The organism is Mycobacterium sp. NGS61, assembly GCF_059812325.1.
Map to the genome: position 1 here is coordinate 126301 of NZ_JCALCL010000007.1, position 18493 is coordinate 144793.

Below are 18493 nucleotides of genomic sequence, written 5' to 3' on the forward strand. Positions count from 1 at the left end.
AAAGGCGCCGCCGTGCAGGTCCCTTTCACCTGGAAAGTCACCGGGTGGTTCATGGTCGGGTGGTCCCCGGAATTCCCGGTCGGCGAGGCTCGGCCGTTGCAGTACTTCGGTGAGGACCTGGTCGCCTACCGCGACGACTCCGGCGAACTGCACATCCTGGAAGCGCACTGCAAACATCTCGGCGCCCACCTCGGCCATGGCGGCAAGGTGGTCGGCGACTGCCTCCAGTGCCCGTTCCACGGGTGGCGCTGGGGTCCGGACGGCACCAACCGGTACATCCCCTACCAGCCGGAGCGGCCCAACCGCGCGCTGCGGCTGCAGGTCTACCCGGTGCGGGAGCAGTACGACTGCGTGTTCATCTGGCACCACCCGGACGGCAAAGAACCCCAGTGGGAAATGCCCGATATCTTCAAGAAGTTCCCGCAGTTCGAGACCGACCCGGCGGCCTACTACCGGGCGTACCCGGAATTCTCCCGGCGCGCCGAACGCGAACCGGTGCATCCCCAGATCGTGGCCGAAAACGCCCCGGACAGCGCGCATTTCGAATACGTGCACCACGCCACCGTCACGCCCCGGGTGTTGGACTGGAAGATCGTCGAGCACGAGTGGCAGTTCACCGCGGGATGGCCGGACGCGCGCAGCGACAACCCGGACGACCTGGCCCTGATCTTTCACAGCCACCTGTTCGGTCTCGGCGGGGCGATCAGCGTTTTCGAGGGCGCCCAGAACCATCGGCTGATCTTCACCTGCACGCCGGTCGACGACGAGCGTTCCGACCTGTTCTACTCGATCTGGTGGCCGCGCGTCCCCGGTGACGACGCCCCGGTGCCGGCGGGCAAGCTGCGCGAGCTGATCGAAAGGCAGTTCCTGTCCACCGTCTTCGACGACCTGGAAATCTGGCGGTACCAGAAATATGTGGAACGCCCGGCGCTGTCCAAGACCGACGCGAAAGGCTATATGGCACTGCGAAAATGGGCGACACAATTCTATGACGCGGCACCGGCAGTGGGCGCCCGGGGATGACCGACAAACTCGCCGGTCTCGTCGGACCCGGGCACACCGCGATCGTCACCCAGGAGTGCCAGGGTGCGGTCATCGGCCCGCACGCCGGACTGGCGATGCTCGCCGAGGAGGCCCGTCGCGTCGCACTGCCCAATATCGCGCGTCTGCTGCCCGCGGCCCGGGCGGCCGGCGTGCACGTCGTGCACTGCTTGGTGCACAAGCGTCCGGACGGGCTGGGCTCCAACCGCAACGCCAAGATCTTCACCCTTGGGCAAGGACAGGTCGACATCACCCCGGGCACCCCCGGGGCGGCGCTGCTCCCCGAATTAGGGCCCGCGCCAACCGATCTGGTGCTTTCCCGCTGGCACGGGGTGGGCCCGATGGGTGGCACCGACCTGGACGCGGTGCTACGCAACCTCGGGGTCAGCACGGTCGTGGTGGTCGGCGTCTCGCTCAACATCGCGATCCCCAACTTCGTCATGGACGCCGTCAACGCCGCATACCGGGTGGTGGTGCCCCGCGACGCAGTGGCCGGCATCCCGACCGAGTACGGCGAGGCCGTCATCGCCAATACGCTCTCGCTGCTGGCCACCGTCACCACCACCGAGGACCTGGTGCAGACCTGGACGGCGCAATGACCGAGACCGCATCCCCGGCCCGCGGGGGATTCCCCGATGTCAGACCCGTCGAAGACGCACCTGAGGAACTGGGTCCTTTCGCGGCCGCCCTGCGGCGGTTGCAGGATCTGACCGTCTCCACCCGCCCGGACAGCGCACTGTGGGCTGCCGCCGCCGGTCATATCGAGCAGGCGTGCGCGCTCCTGGACGGCCACCAGGTTCCCGAAGTCGACGCGGTGGCCGGTCGGGTGCTGAGCCTGCCCGGCCTGGGCCATCCCCTGCTGCCGCCCTGGAGCGTCACCGAATCCGGCCCGGACGGGGTGGTGATGCACGGACATTTCACCCAAGCCCACGTCGGCGGTAACAACGCGGTGCACGGCGGGATGATCCCGCTGCTGTACGACTGGTTGTTCGGCATGGTGGTCACCGCCGCCGAGATCCGGCCCACCCGCACCGCCTATCTGCACGTCGACTACCGCAAGATCACGCCGATCGGCGAGCCATTGACCGCTGCGGGGCGCATCAGCGAAGTCGACGGCCGCAAGGTTTTCATTGCCGCTAGCATTACGGCGACCGACGGCACGGTGCTGACCGAAGCCAACGGGCTGATGGTCCGCCTGCTACCCCACCAGCCTTGAGGCGCGAGCAGACGCAGAATCGCACTGCGGCAAGCTCATCCGTGCGATTCTGCGTCTGCTCGGCAGAAAGGACACTCGTGCCCGAGACCGAATTCACCGTCCCCGCGGTCGTGGCGGCCGTCGCGGCCGCGATCCCGGACCGCGACCTGATCATTCAGGGCGACCGGCGGTTCAGCTACGCCCAGATCTCCGATCGCGCCAACCGCCTGGCCAACTATCTGCATTCGCGCGGACTGGGTTGCCACACCGAGCGCGCAGAGTTGGCCGGCCACGAAGCCGGGCAGGATCTGCTGGGCATCTACGCCTACAACGGCAACGAGTTCGTCGAATCCCTGCTCGGATCGTTCGCCGCGCGCGTCGCGCCGTTCAACGTGAACTTCCGCTATGTCCGGCAAGAACTGCAATACCTGTTGGCCGACGCCGGCGCCACCGCCCTGATCTACCACGCCGAGTTCGCGCCGCGGCTGGCAGAGATACTGCCCGATCTGCCCGGGCTGCGAGTGCTGATCCAGATCGCCGACGACTCGGGCAACGAATTGTTGGATGGCGCAGTCGATTACGAAGAGGCGCTGGCATCTGCCAGCCCCGAAGCCCCGCCCGTACAGCACTCGCCCGACGACCTCTATGTGCTCTACACCGGTGGCACGACGGGGATGCCCAAGGGTGTGCTGTGGCGTCAGGCCGACATCTTCATGACCTCCTTCGGTGGGCGCGACCTGGTCACCGGTCAACCGGTCGGCTCCGTCGAGGACGTGGTGGCGCGGGTGACGGCCGGCCCGGGTACCAGGCTGATGGTGTTGCCGCCGCTGATGCACGGCGCCGCGCAGTGGAGTGTGATGACGGCGCTGACCACCGGGCAGTCGGTGGTGTTTCCCGCAACCGTGCACCGACTCGATGCCGACGAGGTGGTCCGCACCATCGCACGCGAAGGGGTCCTGGCGGTCACGGTGGTCGGCGACGCGATCGCCAGACCGCTGGTCGCGGCGATCGAGAATGCGAACGTCGACCTGTCGTCGCTCGCCGTCGTTGCCAACGGCGGGGCGCTGCTAACGCCGTACGTCAAGCAACGGCTGATCGAGGTGCTGCCGAACGCCATCATCATCGACGGCGTCGGATCCTCGGAGACCGGCGCGCAGATGCACCACATGTCCATGTCGGGGGCGGTGTCGACCGGTACCTTCAATGCCGGGCCGGACACCTTCGTGGCCGCTGAGGATCTCAGCTCGATCCTGCCCCCGGGCCACGACGGGCTGGGCTGGCTGGCCCAACGCGGGTACGTTCCGCTGGGGTACAAAGGCGATGCGGTCAAGACCGCCGCGACCTTCCCGGTCATCGACAACGTGCGCTACGCGATTCCCGGTGACCGTGCCCGTCACCGCGACGACGGCCACATCGAGTTGCTGGGCCGCGACTCGGTGACCATCAACTCCGGCGGGGAGAAGATCTTCGCCGAAGAGGTCGAGACCGCGGTCGCCTCCCATCCCGCCGTGGCCGACGTGGTGGTCGCCGGACGTCCCAGCGAGCGGTGGGGCCAAGAGGTGGTGGCCGTAGTGGCGCTGGCCGACGGCGCCCGCACCGATGCTGCCGAGTTGATCGCACATGCCGCAACGTCGTTGGCGCGCTACAAACTTCCGAAAGCGGTCGTGTTTCGCGATGTCATCCAGCGCAGCCCGTCGGGCAAGGCCGACTACCGGTGGGCGCGAGCCCAGGCCGAAGCGGGTTAGGCGGGCGCCGCCCGCCTTGGCTCTGCGTCCAGGGTGCAAGAGTGCGAGTGCGCCACACCCTCACCGCAGAATCAACGCGTTCGAGCGGTGGCTAGGCGTCCACTACACCGACCGCCGCCTCGGCCCGTCGCTCGTAGCAGGCCCGCGCCGCGTGATCGATGTCGTCGAGAAACAGGGTGTCCGCGCCGACTCGCTTGTTGAACCAGCGCCGGCCGCGCGCCCCGAGCATCGCCACCACCGGTCCGACGAACCGGGTCGGTTGCGGCAGCGCCACATGAGTGCGCGGCCTGTCCAGCGCGCCGACGATCGCCGCGGCCACCACCTCGGGCCGCACCGGTTTGCCGATACCGGCGGCGTTCGTCCCGGCGATCAGCTCGGTCTGGGTGAACGGCGGCAGCACCACCGTGACATCGACACCGCGGGAGGCGAATTCGTCGGCCATCGCGACGCTGAGTCCGACCACACCGAACTTGGTCGCCGCGTAGACCACCTGTCCGGGGATCGCCATCACGCCCGCCATCGAGGCGATGTTCACGATGTGCCCGCGCCGGCGTGCCACCATCTCGGGCAACACCAGCTGACAACCGTTGAGCACCCCGCAGAGGTTCACTTCGATGGCGGACCGCAACGCCTGCTGCGATTGCCCGATGAACGAACCTACCGGCATCACGCCGGCGTTGTTGATGAGCACGTCGATGCGGCCGCCGCTGTCGCCTCGTGCCCGGTCCAGGAACGCGGCGAACGACGCCCGATCGGAGACGTCGAGCAGGTGAGCGGAAAGCTGGCCCGCAGCACCGAGTTCCGTGACCGCGGCCGCCAGCGCCGCACCGTCGCGGTCGCCGATAACCACCCGCGCGCCGCGGGCCAATAGTGCTCTCGCGGTGGCGAATCCGATGCCGCGGGCGCCACCGGTGACGACGACCGTGCGGCCCCTGACCCTGTCTGTGCCCCTGTCCAACATGGCCGTACCTTTCTAGCGCAGCTGCTCGAGGATCGACACAACCGTTGCCCGCGGCAAGGCCGCCGGGAACGCCGGAAGCACCCGATCGACCGCGCCCTGGCAGCGCACGCGCAGCGCGGCGGCCAGTTCGCCGACGGGTGCAACCACGGCGAAAGCAGCCAGCATGTCGTCATCGATCAGCGTGCCCATCGCGTCCCATTCGCCCTGCCGCGACAGCCGGTGCAGTTCGGTGTGCAGATCGGCCCAGCCGTGCAGATCGAGCACGTTGCGGTAGGCCGGTGTGGAACCGTAGAACGCGAGCTGCTTTCTGACTCCCGTAGCGGCGTCGGATATTTCGGCCTCGGTGCGGCCGGTCACGACGAACACCGGACAGGACACGGCGACGTCACTCCGGTCGCGCCCGGCCCGGCGGAGCCCGTTGTTCAACGCCGGCAAGGTCACCTCGTCCAGATAGCGACGGGTGGTGAATGCATGGGCGATCACCCCGTCGGCGACCTCCCCGCACATCTCCGTCATCGCGGCACCGACAGCAGCCACGAACACCTGTGGCAGCGCACAGGTCAACGGTTCGGGGGTGAACATCGGCGTCATGATCTTGTGCGTGTAGAAGTCGCCCTCGAAACGCAGCCGGCCGCCACCCTGCCAACAGTTCCAAATGGCGCGCAACGCCATGACGAACTCGCGCATCCTGGCCACCGGCCGGCTCCACGGCATACTGAACCGCTTCTCGATGTGTGGCCGGACCTGGGTGCCGAGGCCAAGGACGAACCGGCCTGCCGAGAAGGACTGCAGGTCCCACGCGACGTTGGCGACCGTCATCGGGCTGCGCGCGAACGCCACCGCAATGCTGGTGCCCAGTTGAATTGTCGAGGTGTGTTCGGCGGCCAACAGCATGGGCAGGAACGGGTCGTGATTGATCTCCCCGGTCCAACCGCCGTCGTAGCCGCGGCTTTCCAATTCGGTCGCAGCCGAACGTACGCGCGTCAGCTCCATGGGAATGCCCCCATCGATCTTGATCGCGCCACCGGCCGCGGCGATCATCGCCGCAGACGCCTACAGCCCATGAACGTGGACGGTACTGTAAATGATTCGGTAGGGTCAACCGGGTGGGCGAGCTGCATGCGGCATTGTTGGGTGGGTGGCGACTGGAATCGTTCGTCTCCCGCGACGAAGAAACCGGCGAACTGCGGCATCCGTTCGGCGAGCACCCGTGCGGGCTCATCCTCTACACCACCGACGGGCACATGTCCGCACAGCTGACGCCGGGCCCGGGTGCCGAATTCGTCTCTTACGGTGGACGATTCCACGTCGACGAGCAGGCGTCGACGGTGACCCACGAGGTCGTCATTGCGACCATGCCGGAGTTGTTGGAACAGCCTCAACTTCGGCACGCCCGCATCGACGGCGACCGGTTGACGCTGTCGGTGAGCCAGCGCTCGGCCCGGGGCAGGGCCATCCACAGCACCCTGGTCTGGCGTCGCGATCCCGGACCTTAGTCCAGCACCCGCACCGGCACATTGCTCCAGCCGGCGACGTTCTGCATGTTGACCCGTCGGCACCCCGACCAGTCGACTTCGTAGCGCGGCATGAAGTCCAGCATCCGGTCCAGCGCGATCACGCTTTCCAGCCGGGCCAGGGCCGCACCCAGGCAGCTGTGAATTCCGTAGCCGAGACCCAGATTCTGCGCCTCAGTGCGGTCACGGTCCAGGTCGAAGGTGTCCGCGTCGGTCCAGGCCGCCGGATCCCGGTTGGCCGACGCCCCGACCAGAAACACCGGTTTGCCGGCGGGAATCGTCACCCCGTGCAACGTCACATCGCGCATCGAGTGGCGCACGTTGTACTGCGATGGCGCCTCGTAACGCAGCAGTTCCTCGACCGCCAGCGGAATCTTGCTGCGGTCGTCCAACAGCTTCTGCCACTGATCCGGGTTGCGCGCGAACACCACTGCGGCGTTACCCAGCAACTTGGTCACCGTCTCTGCGCCGGCACCACCCAATAACGTTGCGAATTCGGTGATCTCGAGGTTGCTCAGCGGGGTCACCGCACCGTCGTCACGCTCGATCTGCGACTGGATCAGCTTACTCAACAGGTCGTCGGCCAGGTTCTCGCGGCGCGCTTTGATCATCCGGTAGTAGTAGATAGACATGTCGATGGCCGATTTGATGCCGGCCTCGCTCGCTTCGACCTGGCCTGGTTCGCGGTGCAGCAGGTCGTCGATCCAGAGCCGGATCTGTTGCCGGTCCGGTTCGGGCACACCTTGCAACGTCGTCATCACGTCCACCGGGAACAGTGCCGAGAAGTCCTGGACGAAGTCGAAACCGTTCCGGTTCACCGCGGCGAGATGCTTATCGATGGACTGGGTCACCAACGGACGGAATGCCTGGATGGCGCGTGGGGTGAAGACTTTGTTCAGCAGGCCGCGCATCCGGCGATGGGCCGGCGGATCCATCGCGATGATTGATCCGTGCTCGGCCACCTGACCGGTGCGCACCTGCGCCAGGTCGACCCCGTAGGCTGACGAATACGTCTGGTAGTCCTTGAACGCCGCCGCCACATCCGCGTGGCGGGTCAACGCGTAGAAGTCGTACTCGGCGCTGTAATAGACGGGCGCTTCCGCACGCATCCGCCGGTAGATGTCGTAGGGATTGGTGAAGAAGTCTTCGGAGAACGGGTCGAACACCACCGTCGCCGTCGTCATGAACCCGCCCCCTGACTGGACTGCGCCCTTTTGATACGGCGGCGAGTCCTGTTGCGCGCCAACCACAACTGCCCGTCGGCATACCTCTTCATCGACTTGCGGAACGGTGGCGCCGCGCTGCTGGTGATGCTGAACGGCAGATCCGAACCGACCGCCGTGCGGTAGTGGGTGAAGGTGTCGAAACCGGCTGTGCCGTGGTAGGCCCCCATGCCGCTGCGGCCGCCTCCCCCGAACGGTGCCGCCGAGGGAATCATCTGGGATCGGGTTCCGAAGTCGGCACTCATCGCCCCGACGAACGCGTCGGTGTTGTCCGGGACCAACGCCATCAAGCGGTCGATGCGGTGCTTGCCCACGGGCGACCCCTTCTTGGTTGGCTACGCTTTCGGAACGATCAACGGTAACGGTTACAGTAGTATAGACAAGTCTGTCGTCATAGCGTTCCCTCCGATCGCGGCAGGAAGGGTGTTTGGGTAGTGCACGAGGTAGCCATCATCGGGGTTGGCCTGCACCCGTTCGGCCGGTTCGAGGGCAAGTCCGCGATGCAGATGGGTGTCGACGCCATCTTCGCCGCAATGGCCGACGCCGGTGTGCAGTGGGCCGATATTCAAGCCGCCACCGGTGGCAGCTGGACGGTGGCCAATCCGGACGCGATCGTCGGAATGGTCGGGCTGTCCGGGATACCGTTCACCAACGTTTTCAACGCGTGCGCCACCGCGGCCAGCGCCGCGAAGGCCTGTGCGGACGGAATTCGGTTAGGCGACTACGAGATTGGCCTCGCGGTCGGACTGGACAAGCACCCCAGGGGTGCGTTCACCGAGGATCCCGCGCTGGTCGGGATGCCGCGCTGGTACGCCGAGAACGGCCAGTACCTCACCACCCAGTTCTTCGGCATGAAAGCCAACCGCTACCTGCACGACCACGCCATCTCCCAGCGCACCCTGGCCAGGGTGGCCGCCAAGAACTTCCGCAACGGTGCGCTGAATCCGAATGCGTTCCGGCGCAAGCCGATCCTTGAGGACGACATCCTCAACTCGGCGATGCTGAACTATCCGTTGACCCAGTACATGTTCTGCGCGCCGGACGAGGGCGCCGCCGCGGTGGTGATGTGCCGCGCGGACATCGCCCACCGCTACACCGACAAGCCGGTGTACCTCAAGGCGGTCGAGGTTCGCACCCGCAAGTACGGTGCCTATGAGGTGAACACCACCTGCGCGCCGGTGCAGGAGGATGTTTCGCCGACGGTCTACGCGGCGCGCGCCGCGTTCGAGAAGGCGGGCGTGAGCCCGGCTGACGTGGACGTGATTCAGCTGCAGGACACCGACGCCGGTGCGGAGATCATCCATCTGGCCGAGTGCGGTTTCTGCGCCGACGGAGAGCAGGAGAAGCTGCTGGCCGACGGAGCCACCGAGATCGGCGGGCCGATGCCGGTCAACACCGACGGCGGCCTGATCGCCAACGGCGAACCGATCGGGGCCTCGGGGCTGCGCCAGATCCACGAGATCGTTCGCCAGTTACGCGGACAGGCGGGCGATCGTCAGGTTCCCGGCGATCCCAAGGTGGGCTTCGCCCAGTTGTACGGAGCGCCGGGCACCGCCGCCGCGAGCGTGCTCACCACGTAAGCCGTCCGCGCGGGCCGTCCGCGAGCCGCAAAGGTCAGACGGGCACCAACACCGCCCGGCGCTCCCGGCCCTGCACCATGTTGGCCGCGGCGACCGCCACACAGATCGAGGCGGGGACGAGCAGCGCACACCCGCCGAGTTGAGCACCGATCAGGATCCCGGCGATACCACCGGACAGGAACAGCAACAGCGTCACGGTGAGGGTCACGATCTTCCACGTGTCGATGCCGTCCTGACGGCTGCGACCCAGCATCAGCCCGAGATCGGTGACGGTGCCGGTGAAGTGAGTGGTGCGGATGGCCATGCCGCGGAAGCTGGAGGTCAGCCCGTTCTGCAGGCCGAGGGCCGCTGCGGCCAGCAACGCTTGCACGGCAGTTTTCTCAAAACCCAGTCCGACCAGGTGCACCTTCACCGCATTGATTTGCAGTGCGTCCGAGCCAGGGGTGCCGGACGGAAACGCCGCCGCGGCGAGTAGCAGCAGCACCGCCTGCGCCGACAGGATCAGGGCATGCCGGCTGGCCAGCGGGGCCCGAACCGATGCCAACAGCGCACCGGCGACGGCCGCCCCCACCAGGAAGCCCAGCAGGATGGCGGTCAGCACGTGGCTCTCGTATCGCCACGGGTGGGCGGTGTCCATGCCGAGCTGGGTGGTGACCCCGGTGAGGTTGCCGACCGGCACCGCCAGCACCAGCAGCGCCACCGCATTCACCGAACCCGCGTTGAACGCCAGCAATCCGCTGTAGGCGAGTACCCGGCCCCGAGGGTGCATCCAATCGAATCGACGCGGCCGAACTTCGGGGAAGCCGTTGAGGGTCATTCGTGATTTCTCCAGGTCTGCTCGGCCGAGATGCTGTGTGCGTTGACCCCATGTTGGTCGGGCGGCTTTGGAGGATTCTCAACGAATTCTTGGCATCGACGGGGGCCGCCGCGGGGTGTGAATCAGTGCGCCGGCGGGAACCGGAAGATATGGCCCGATCCGACACCGACGAAGCGCCGAGCGACAAACGCAAACGGGCGCTCGATCCCGACGATCCGAGCAAGCCGCAGTCGCCGGACGACCTGACCAAGGCCTCGTGGCTGTTCGTGCTGCGTAAGACCGGGTACGAGTTCCGCAAAGACCAATGCCTGGACCTGGCGGCCGCACTCACCTACTACGCCGTGTTGTCGGTTTTTCCGGCGTTACTGGTGATGGTCTCGCTGCTCGGCGTCTTCGGTGAGGGACGCCGCACCACCGACGCGCTGCTCGAGGTGGTCGCGGGCCTGGCCCCCGCGTCGGCGGTCGACATGCTGCGTCAACCCATCGCGCAGGTGGTCGACAACCCGTCCGCCGGTTTCGCGCTGATCATCAGCGCACTCGCGGCGCTGTGGTCGGCGTCGGGATATGTCGGTGCGTTCGGTCGGGCGATGAACCGCGTGTACGAGATCGCCGAGGGGCGCCCGGTGTGGAAGTTGCGGCCGCTGCAGTTGGTACTGACGTTGGCGGGCCTGGTGCTGGCCGCGGCGGTGGCCGTCATGCTCGTGGTCAGCGGGCCGGTCACCGAGGCGGTGGGCAACGCGACCGGGTTGGGAAGTGCCGCGCGGACCGCCTGGGCCGTCCTGAAATGGCCGGCGATGCTGGCGATCGTGACGCTGGTGGTCGCGATCCTCTACTACGCGACACCCAATGTGCAGCAACCGAAGTTTCGCTGGCTCAGCATCGGCGCGGGGGTCGCGATCGTGGTGTGGTCCGCCGCTTCCGTCGGATTCGGTTGCTACGTAAGCCGTTTCGGCAGCTACGACCGGACCTATGGCACGCTGGGCGGCGTCATCGTGTTCCTGCTCTGGCTGTGGATCACCAACCTGGCGCTGTTGTTCGGCGCCGAACTCGACGCCGAACTGGAGCGGGGCCGGCAACTGCAGGCCGGCATCGCCGCCGAGCGCGAACTGCAGTTGCCACCGCGCGACACCCGCGTCGTCGAGAAGAACGAGGCCGCCGAGGAAAAGGACATCAAACGCGGCCGGTGGTTACGCCGTACCCGGGGCAGACGCGACTGAGCCCTACTCAGTCGGCATCCGACCCATCGACTAGCGTCGGGAACATGGCTGAAATCTCCGGAAACGACCGAATCGATGACGTCTCCCCCGGCGATCTCATTGCGCTCGTGCGCGCTACGGGTGAGCAGACGTGCAAAGTGGTGTTCAAGGACGCCACCGATGAGGGATACGTCGTCACGCTCGAGGGCGACAGCGGTGAAACCTTCCAGCTCGAACTGGCGGCGGGCACCACGGTCAAGAGATCGCTGGCCGCGAAGTGGGAGTCTCCGCAGAGTCCGACCTCGCACGCCTGAGGGACCTCAGGACACCTTGGTGGCCGGCGGCGAATAGTTCGGCTTGCCGAGTCCCAGCACGTGCTGGGCGATCATGTTGCGGAACACCTCCAACGTGCCGCCGTAGATCCCGGCCAGCGGGGCGAATCGGTAGAGATATTCGGACGTCCCGTTGTCGGCGGCGCCGTCGGTCTCGATCGGCAGTACCGAGGCGGGACCGGCGATGTCCATCAGATCGGTTCCGATGTCACGCATGGTCTGCGCCTGCGCGACCCGGCCGAAGATACCCGGTGTCGACAGCGCCGCTTCCAGCCGGGCGGCGCTGCGCCCGAGCCGGAAGGCCACCGATCCGTCGTCCACCCGGCGGGACCCGTCCGGTCCCGGTTGGCCTACCCGGGCCGCGACAGCGTCGACCGCGGCGGACATGAACCCGCTCTGGTGCGCCATGATCGCGACGTCCTGCAGCCCGTCCGGCGCCGCCGACACCGCTCCGTGCTCGGCATCCAACGGTCCGCGCAACACGGTCCAGCCGCCGTTGACCTCACCGAGCAGGTATTTGTCGTCGACCCGGACATCGCTGTAGTACACGATGTTGGTCCGGTCTCCGTCGACGGTGCGGATGCCCTGGATTTCAATGCCCGGCAGGTCGAGCGGCACCAGAAACATGGTCAGGCTCTTGTGTTTCCGCGCGTCCGGGTCGGTATTGGTGATCAGGAACACGTACTGGCAGTTGTGCGCGCCGGTGGTGAACATCTTGGACCCGTTAATGACCCATTGATCGCCGTCCCGCACCGCGCGCGTCTTGCACGTGGCGACGTCGGATCCGCCTTCGGGTTCGGTGTAGCCCAGGCACATCCGCACTTCTCCGCTGAAGACCTTGGGCATCACCTCTTCGACGAGTTCGGGTTTTCCGAACGCCGCGACTGCCCGCGCCACCATCGCGGTGGTCCCCCACGTCACCCACGGCGTATGCACCCGGCGCTTCTCCAGCTCCCAGATGCGTCGCCGCACCCGGCTGAAGCCACCCTGGGTAGACGGCGTCCACTCCTTTTCCAGGTAACCGGCGGCTCCGATCGCCAGGTGGACGCCTTCGTCGAAGTTGTCACCAGTGTCGCGGTCGCGGCGGCGAACCTCGTCGGTGACATGCTCGGCGAGAAAGTTACGCACCTCGGCCAGGAATGCTTTGTCGTCGTCGTCCAGTTCGACCAATGCGAAATCCATTGTTCTAGGCGCTCTCTCGCTCAGCGACGAGCACACCGACATGCTTGGCCGCCAAGCCGGGATCGCCACCGGCCAGCGCCCAGCCCCTTGCCCGGACCAGATACGCTGTTGCCGCGGCCTCGACGGAGACCCCGAGCCCGCCCTGGATGTGTACCGCCATGGTCGCCGCCTTGGGCGCCTCCTCAGCCATGAACACGAACGCGCACCCGGGCAGTTCCGGACGCACCTCGGGCTCGTTGTCCAGGTACCAGGCGGCACGCCGGGCCAGGTTGCGGCCACCCTGCACGACGATCGCCATGTTGGCCAGTGGATGGGAGATGGCCTGCAGCGTCGAGATCGGCACGCCGAGCGTGTAGCGCGACTTGGCGAATTCCGCGGCGATCGTCATGGTCTGCTCGATCAGGCCGGTCAGGGCCGCGGCGGTCAACACCCGCCACTCGTCGACCGCGCGCCGGTAGGCTGCGACCGCCTCCGGGCCCGAACCCAGTACCGTGCGCGAATCGGCCGCACCGGGGTCCACCCAGGCCATCGGCAATTGTCCCAGGTTGGGCACCCGCGCGGGCCGGGTGGCGAATTCGAGTAGCACCACCTCGTCCCCGTCGGCGACGACCAGCGCGTCGGCGATAGCCGCTGAGGCGATAAGTCGTTGCTCTGCAACGGTTTCCGACGTCACGTCCAGCCCGATGATCCGGCTGCCCTCGACGGCATCACCCTCGACCGCGCCGAGGCGTTCGGCCAGCCGCACGGCACAGACGTGGTCGATCCAGGGCACCGGCGCCAGCGCCCGGCCGAGTTCCTCGGCGACCAGCGCGAGGTCCACCAGCGTCGCACCGTCCCCACCGGCGTCCTCCCCCACCGCCATCGACGTGGCACCCATAGCGCACAACCGCTCCCATAGGCTTTTTTCGAACCCGGTTTCCTGTGCGGCCCATACTGTTTCGATCGGGCAGTGGGTGTCCAGCAACTGCCGGTAGGCGGCCTGTAGCGCCTTATGGTCGTCGGTCAGGCTGTAGTCAACCCGGCGCAGTTCATAGCGGTCCATCGGCACTCCTGAAAAAGAACTCGTTGGCGTTGTTGTAGAGGTAGTTGTCCAGCACATCCGCGGGAAGGTCGAGGGCGTTGGCCTCCGGCACCACCCGGTGCTGACGCAGCACCGGCCAGTCGGAGGCGAAGATGACCTTGTCCCGTCCCCGGGTGCGCATGAAGTGGATAAGGCTGTCCGGCAACCGCTTCGGGGACCAGGCCGACGTCATCAGCCGCAAGTTGCGATACTTGATCAACATCCGGATCGCCACGTCCCACCAGGGATCGGCACCGTGGATCATGCACAGCTTCAATTCCGGGAACCGCACGCACACCCGGTCCAGGTGGATCGGGTTCTGCACCTCGCCGGGGATCGGCGGGCCCGGTAGGCCCGTGTTGACGCACAACGGCAACTCGATCTCGGCGCATTTGGCGTACAGCGGATAGTAGACCGCGTCACTGGGCGGGTACTGGCCGTCGGCCCAGAAGCTCGGTCCCACAACGGTGTAGGCGACCGGAAGGTCCGCCACCATCGCGGTCAGCTCCCGCAATGACGCCACCGGGCGCAGCAGGTTGACCCCGCCCAAGGCCAGTGCGAACCGGTCCGGGCGGTCTGCGGCGAACTTGCGGGCGGTGATCGAGGGCTTGGCGAGGTTGTCCATCAGGATCGCCTTGCGCACCCCGTGCTCGTCCATCTCGTCGAGTAGTTCGGCGAGATCCACCGGGTCGAACATCGACGCGGGTCCCTTGAAGTAGTCGTCGCGGACCCGCTTCATGAATTCCGGCTGCTTCTCGGTCTCACCGAAGTGCACGTTGACCAGGCAGTCGATGACTCGGCGGGCGTTTGATGACGTCACTGGCCGGTCCTCGCGGTCTGTGCGGCTTCGCTCTTGGCCCACCGGTAGTCGGCTTTGCCGTTGCCCAGCCGGCGCACCTTGTCCACCGCGACGAACGCCTTGGGCACCTTGAACCGGGCCAGCTCCGCCGCGCAGTGCGCACGCAACGCATCGCTGTCTGGCTGGGCATCCGCCCGCAACTCGACCAGGGCCACCACTTCCTGGCCCCACCGTTCGCTGTCCCGCCCCACCACCAGTGCATCGGCGACAGCAGCGTGCGCGCGCAGCACCTCCTCGACCTCTTCGACGAACACCTTCTCGCCACCGGTGTTGACCACCAACGAATCCCGGCCGAACAGGCGCAGCGTGCCGTCGGCGTCCACCGATGCACGGTCCCCCGAGATGACCACCCGCTGCCCGTTCACCACCGGGAATGTCTTGGTGGTCGCGGCCTCGTCGTCGAAGTAGCCCAACGGAATACGACCGCTGCGGGCCACCCAGCCGATCTGCGAGTCGCCCGGGTCCAGGAATCGGCGGTAGTCCTCCGAGAGCACCAGACCACCGGGGCGGATGGCGAAGGTGTCGGCCTGGGTGCCCGACCGGCTGTGCCCGTAACCCATGTTGCCCGTCTCCGAAGAACCGTAGCCGTTGATAATCGTGATGTGCGGCAAGTACTTCAGCAGCGCCTGCTGATGTTTGACATTGGTGGCCGCCCCGCCGGTGCCGATGGCGAACAGAGCGGACAGGTCGTAGTCGCGGCGGCCCAGTTCGTCGACCAGGGGTGCGGCGTAGGCATCGCCCACCATCGTCATCAGGCCGACCTTCTCCCGCTCGGCGGTCTCGAGCACCGTTGCCGGGTCGAACTTCTGGCGGGTGTCATACAGCACGACGGTCTGCCCGTTCAGCACCGCCGAGAACGCCGTCCACAATCCGGCGGCGTGCATCAGCGGCGACACCGCGAACCACGGCGCGCCGGCGTTCTGTACCCGCTGGCGGATCTCGGTGACGTCCGCGTGGTCGGCGCCGTTCATCGAGGCCACGTACATGTCGGCCTGTCGCCACAACACACCCTTGGGTCGCCCCGTGGTGCCGCCGGTGCAGATCATCAGCAGGTCGTCCGGTGACGGCGTATTGGAATGATCGCAATCGCCTTGTGCCACGGCATCTTCCAGCGTGACGGCAGCGGCCAGCTCGGAGCCGTCGCTACCGTCGTCGACCGAGATCAACAGATCGATCCCTGCCAGCACATCGGCGAACTTCGCACCCAGCGCGCGGTGGTAGATCACACCCCGCGGCTTGACGTAGTCAAGCAGGTCGGCGACTTCGCGCGGGGTGTAGTAGTGATTGACGTTGACCGGCACCACCCGCGCCTTCAGACAGGCGATCACCATGTCGGGGTACAGGTCGTTGTGCATGATCAATGCCACCCGGTCCTGTCCGCACTCCCAGTTGCCCAGCGCGTCACGCTCGGCATGAGCGCCGAAACCGTTGTCCGCCAGATAGTTAGCGAGACGACGGGTGCGCTCCGCGGATTGCGCGAAGGTGCTGCGGCGGGAGCCACAGATCGTCATCAACCGGTCCGGCACGGCCTCGGCGACCGCATCGAGCACCGCTCCGATCGTCCATTCGCTCATCAGGCGTGTTACACCGACGCCGGGACGTTCGCGTTCAGCAAGTCAAGTGCGTTGTCGCGCATGACTTTGCGGGTGTCCTCTGCACTGAACTCCGGGAACTGCGGGATGTCGGCGGTGAAGGCCATCGGGTCGGCCAGCCCCTCCCCGTGCGGCCAGTCCGAGCCGAACAGGATCTTGTCCACACCGATCGTCTCGGCGAGCAGTTTGACGTCGTCCTCGTAGTACGGTGCGATCCAGACGTTGTTGCGCAGTTGCTCCACCGGGTCTTCCTTGAAGTGGTACGGCGCGGTGTTGGCAGCCTTCTTCAGGCGCTTGATCAGCCGGTAGACGAAGTACGAACCGTTCTCGATGCTGGCGACCTTCAACTTGGGATGACGGGTGAAGACCTGGTGCACAATCATCGACGCCATCGTGTCGTGGATCGCCCGATCGTCGAGCAGCACCTGATCCAACGGGTCCTTCTTGCCGAAACCCTCGAAAGTGGCCTTGCCGCCCCACAGCGCATTGATCGCCAGGTAGCCGCTGTCGCTGAGGTGGAACCCCACCGGGACGCCCGCTTCGGCGAGCCGCGCCCACACCGGATCGTGCAGCGGATCCCCCAGTGAGCGGGGCTTGACCAGGCCGGGCACCGGAGCGGGCCGGACCAGCACCATCCTGGCGCCCTTACCGAGTACGAAATCGACTTCCTCGACCGCCTTTTCGGGATCGGCCAGCGAGATGATCGGCGCCGAGATGATCCGGTGATCGGGCCGGTCGAAACCCCAGTCGTCGTCCAGCCACAGGTTGAAGGCCCGCACCGATGCCATCGTTGCCGGGATGTCGTGTTTGAGGGCCTCCTCCACCCCACACGCGAAAGTCGGCAGCATGAACACGGTTTCGAGGTTCTGGTTGTCCATCACCTTGATCCGGGCGTCCCGGTTCTGGTACTCGGGATGGTTGGCCATCCGATCCACCTTCATCAACGAGGCGGGGTCGACGCCCTCGGGGATTTCGCCACGGAACAACAGATCCAGGCAGCCCGGTTCGATGATCGGATCGAAGGTCGGGTTCGGGATGAACTGGTTGATCCGCTCGCCGATCACCGCCCAGGTGCGCTTGCCGTCGCTGAGCATCTGCACACCGCGGCGCTTGAATTCCTTGGGCAGGTAGCGGGTGAACGAGTCGATCGGCTCGTAGTAGTGATTGTCGACGTCAATCGCCTGGTAGTCCAACGTGCTCATCGTCGACGTCCTCCCTTGTCCTCGAAGTCATTGGTTCCCCTCATGTGTCGCCACCTTCGGGGACCTCCTGGGGCGACGGCAGCGACGGGAAGTTCGGTGCGCGCTTTTCGAAGAACGCGGTGATGCCCTCGATGAAGTCGGGGCGTGTCATGGACTCGTGCATCAGCTGCTCGGCTCTGTTGCTGGTCTCGACGATGGGCAGGCCCGCGTCGGCGTAGAGCTGCTGTTTCATCGCGGCCAGCGAACTGGGCGCGCAATTGCGGGCCATGTCTTCGGCGTAGGCCAGCGCGCGGTCCAGCAACTGCTCGCGGGCCACCACCTCCTTGACCAGTCCGAGCTCGGCCGCTTCCTCGGCGAGGAAGGTCCGGCCGGACAGCAGCAGGTCGGTGGCCGCACCCCAGCCGACCAGTCGCGGCAGAATCCAGGAGATGCCGTACTCGGCGACCAGCCCGCGGCGCGCGAACGCCGTGGTGAACTTCGCACCCGCGGCGGCGAAACGGACGTCGGCCATCAGGGCCAGCGACAGTCCGATGCCGGCAACCGACCCGTTGATCGCCGCGATCACCGGCTTGCGCAGCTGGGTGAGGAAATACGGGTGTTTCTCGGCGACCAACGCACTGATATCGGTCTTACTCGCGGAGCCGACCGTCGTCGACGAGATCGAATCGAGGCCACCCATGTCCGCCCCGGCGCAGAACGCCCGCCCGTTGCCGGTCAGCACGATGACCCGAACGGCCGGGTCGGCTTCCGCGGCTTCGAAGTAGCGGTAGAACATCGACATCATCGGCTGGCCCCAGGCGTTCATCCGCTTCGGCTGGTTGAGCGTGATGACGGCTACGCCGGCAGCGGAGATCCGGTAGAGCACCGCCTCGCTCGACGCGGTCGGCCGCTCCGCGACCACGCTGCCGTCGGTGCTCATTCGGAGCCATCCCTTCATCGTCTGCCGGCCGCCCGAGGATGACCGAGTAGTACATACTGTATACCTATCGGTACA

18 protein-coding genes and 1 pseudogene are annotated in these 18493 nt (G+C 66.5%); 8 read left to right on the forward strand and 11 right to left on the reverse strand.

Annotation, left to right across the window (positions count from 1 at the left end):
- The first annotated feature begins 12 nt into the window (after window positions 1-12).
- The 4 genes from AC5Y3Z_RS16345 (at window position 13) to AC5Y3Z_RS16360 (ending at window position 3981) form a co-directional block, all read left to right on the forward strand.
- Window positions 13-1023, forward strand: coding sequence for a Rieske 2Fe-2S domain-containing protein (locus AC5Y3Z_RS16345; protein ID WP_463826540.1), 1011 nt, complete (start codon window positions 13-15; stop codon window positions 1021-1023).
- On the forward strand, window positions 1020-1640 hold the full coding sequence (locus tag AC5Y3Z_RS16350) for an isochorismatase family protein (protein WP_463826541.1): 621 nt from the start codon (window positions 1020-1022) through the stop codon (window positions 1638-1640). The genes AC5Y3Z_RS16345 and AC5Y3Z_RS16350 overlap by 4 nt, the downstream gene beginning before the upstream one ends.
- Window positions 1637-2257, forward strand: coding sequence for a PaaI family thioesterase (locus AC5Y3Z_RS16355; RefSeq protein WP_463826542.1), 621 nt, complete (start codon window positions 1637-1639; stop codon window positions 2255-2257). Before AC5Y3Z_RS16350 ends, AC5Y3Z_RS16355 begins: the two co-directional genes overlap by 4 nt.
- A 77-nt stretch (window positions 2258-2334) precedes the next feature.
- Window positions 2335-3981, forward strand: a complete 1647-nt coding sequence (locus AC5Y3Z_RS16360; protein WP_463826543.1) for an acyl-CoA synthetase — start codon at window positions 2335-2337, stop codon at window positions 3979-3981.
- A 91-nt stretch (window positions 3982-4072) separates the two neighbouring features.
- On the opposite strand, the gene AC5Y3Z_RS16365 is transcribed toward AC5Y3Z_RS16360, so the two are convergent.
- Both AC5Y3Z_RS16365 and AC5Y3Z_RS16370 read right to left on the reverse strand, forming a co-directional pair.
- On the reverse strand, window positions 4073-4942 hold the full coding sequence (locus tag AC5Y3Z_RS16365) for an SDR family oxidoreductase (protein WP_463826544.1): 870 nt from the start codon (window positions 4940-4942) through the stop codon (window positions 4073-4075).
- Between the two features lie 12 nt (window positions 4943-4954).
- Entirely contained in the window at window positions 4955-5983 is a 1029-nt protein-coding gene (locus AC5Y3Z_RS16370; RefSeq protein WP_463826545.1) for an LLM class F420-dependent oxidoreductase, read from the reverse strand.
- A 65-nt stretch (window positions 5984-6048) separates the two neighbouring features.
- Here AC5Y3Z_RS16370 and AC5Y3Z_RS16375 point away from each other — a divergent pair, with 65 nt between their 5' ends.
- Window positions 6049-6438, forward strand: a complete 390-nt coding sequence (locus tag AC5Y3Z_RS16375) for a lipocalin-like domain-containing protein (RefSeq protein WP_463826546.1) — start codon at window positions 6049-6051, stop codon at window positions 6436-6438.
- On the opposite strand, the gene AC5Y3Z_RS16380 is transcribed toward AC5Y3Z_RS16375, so the two are convergent.
- On the reverse strand, window positions 6435-7640 hold the full coding sequence (locus tag AC5Y3Z_RS16380) for a cytochrome P450 (RefSeq protein ID WP_463826547.1): 1206 nt from the start codon (window positions 7638-7640) through the stop codon (window positions 6435-6437). The genes AC5Y3Z_RS16375 and AC5Y3Z_RS16380 overlap by 4 nt on opposite strands.
- A pseudogene (locus tag AC5Y3Z_RS16385) lies at window positions 7637-7930 on the reverse strand (coniferyl aldehyde dehydrogenase); the annotation flags it as partial. The pseudogene AC5Y3Z_RS16385 and the gene AC5Y3Z_RS16380, both read right to left, overlap by 4 nt.
- 183 nt (window positions 7931-8113) lie before the next feature.
- Between AC5Y3Z_RS16385 and AC5Y3Z_RS16390 the strand changes: the two are divergent.
- The gene (locus tag AC5Y3Z_RS16390; RefSeq protein ID WP_463826548.1) at window positions 8114-9259 is read left to right on the forward strand and encodes a thiolase family protein; all 1146 of its coding nucleotides are present in this window, start codon (window positions 8114-8116) and stop codon (window positions 9257-9259) included.
- A gap of 34 nt (window positions 9260-9293) precedes the next feature.
- Here the strand turns inward: AC5Y3Z_RS16390 and AC5Y3Z_RS16395 are convergent, their stop codons facing one another.
- Window positions 9294-10076, reverse strand: coding sequence for a DUF1275 family protein (locus AC5Y3Z_RS16395; RefSeq protein WP_463826549.1), 783 nt, complete (start codon window positions 10074-10076; stop codon window positions 9294-9296).
- 149 nt (window positions 10077-10225) lie between these two features.
- On the opposite strand from AC5Y3Z_RS16395, the gene AC5Y3Z_RS16400 reads away from it, so the two are divergent.
- The gene (locus tag AC5Y3Z_RS16400) at window positions 10226-11293 is read left to right on the forward strand and encodes a YihY/virulence factor BrkB family protein (protein ID WP_463826550.1); all 1068 of its coding nucleotides are present in this window, start codon (window positions 10226-10228) and stop codon (window positions 11291-11293) included.
- Window positions 11294-11337: 44 nt separating this feature from the next.
- The gene (locus AC5Y3Z_RS16405; RefSeq protein ID WP_463826551.1) at window positions 11338-11586 is read left to right on the forward strand and encodes a hypothetical protein; all 249 of its coding nucleotides are present in this window, start codon (window positions 11338-11340) and stop codon (window positions 11584-11586) included.
- Between the two features lie 6 nt (window positions 11587-11592).
- Here the strand turns inward: AC5Y3Z_RS16405 and AC5Y3Z_RS16410 are convergent, their stop codons facing one another.
- The 6 genes from AC5Y3Z_RS16410 to AC5Y3Z_RS16435 form a co-directional block, all read right to left on the reverse strand.
- Window positions 11593-12786, reverse strand: a complete 1194-nt coding sequence (locus AC5Y3Z_RS16410; RefSeq protein ID WP_463826552.1) for an acyl-CoA dehydrogenase family protein — start codon at window positions 12784-12786, stop codon at window positions 11593-11595.
- 4 nt (window positions 12787-12790) lie between these two features.
- Window positions 12791-13828: an acyl-CoA dehydrogenase family protein gene (locus AC5Y3Z_RS16415; protein ID WP_463826553.1), complete on the reverse strand. Its 1038-nt coding sequence runs from the start codon at window positions 13826-13828 to the stop codon at window positions 12791-12793.
- Window positions 13815-14585: an amidohydrolase family protein gene (locus tag AC5Y3Z_RS16420; RefSeq protein ID WP_463826800.1), complete on the reverse strand. Its 771-nt coding sequence runs from the start codon at window positions 14583-14585 to the stop codon at window positions 13815-13817. The genes AC5Y3Z_RS16415 and AC5Y3Z_RS16420 overlap by 14 nt, the downstream gene beginning before the upstream one ends.
- A 77-nt stretch (window positions 14586-14662) precedes the next feature.
- Window positions 14663-16279, reverse strand: coding sequence for an acyl-CoA synthetase (locus tag AC5Y3Z_RS16425; protein WP_463826554.1), 1617 nt, complete (start codon window positions 16277-16279; stop codon window positions 14663-14665).
- A gap of 8 nt (window positions 16280-16287) precedes the next feature.
- Complete coding sequence (locus AC5Y3Z_RS16430) at window positions 16288-17499, reverse strand: amidohydrolase family protein (RefSeq protein WP_463826555.1); 1212 nt, start codon at window positions 17497-17499, stop codon at window positions 16288-16290.
- 40 nt (window positions 17500-17539) lie between these two features.
- A complete protein-coding gene (locus AC5Y3Z_RS16435; RefSeq protein WP_463826556.1) occupies window positions 17540-18418 on the reverse strand; it encodes an enoyl-CoA hydratase in 879 nt (292 codons plus the stop codon).
- Between the last annotated feature and the right edge of the window lie 75 nt (window positions 18419-18493).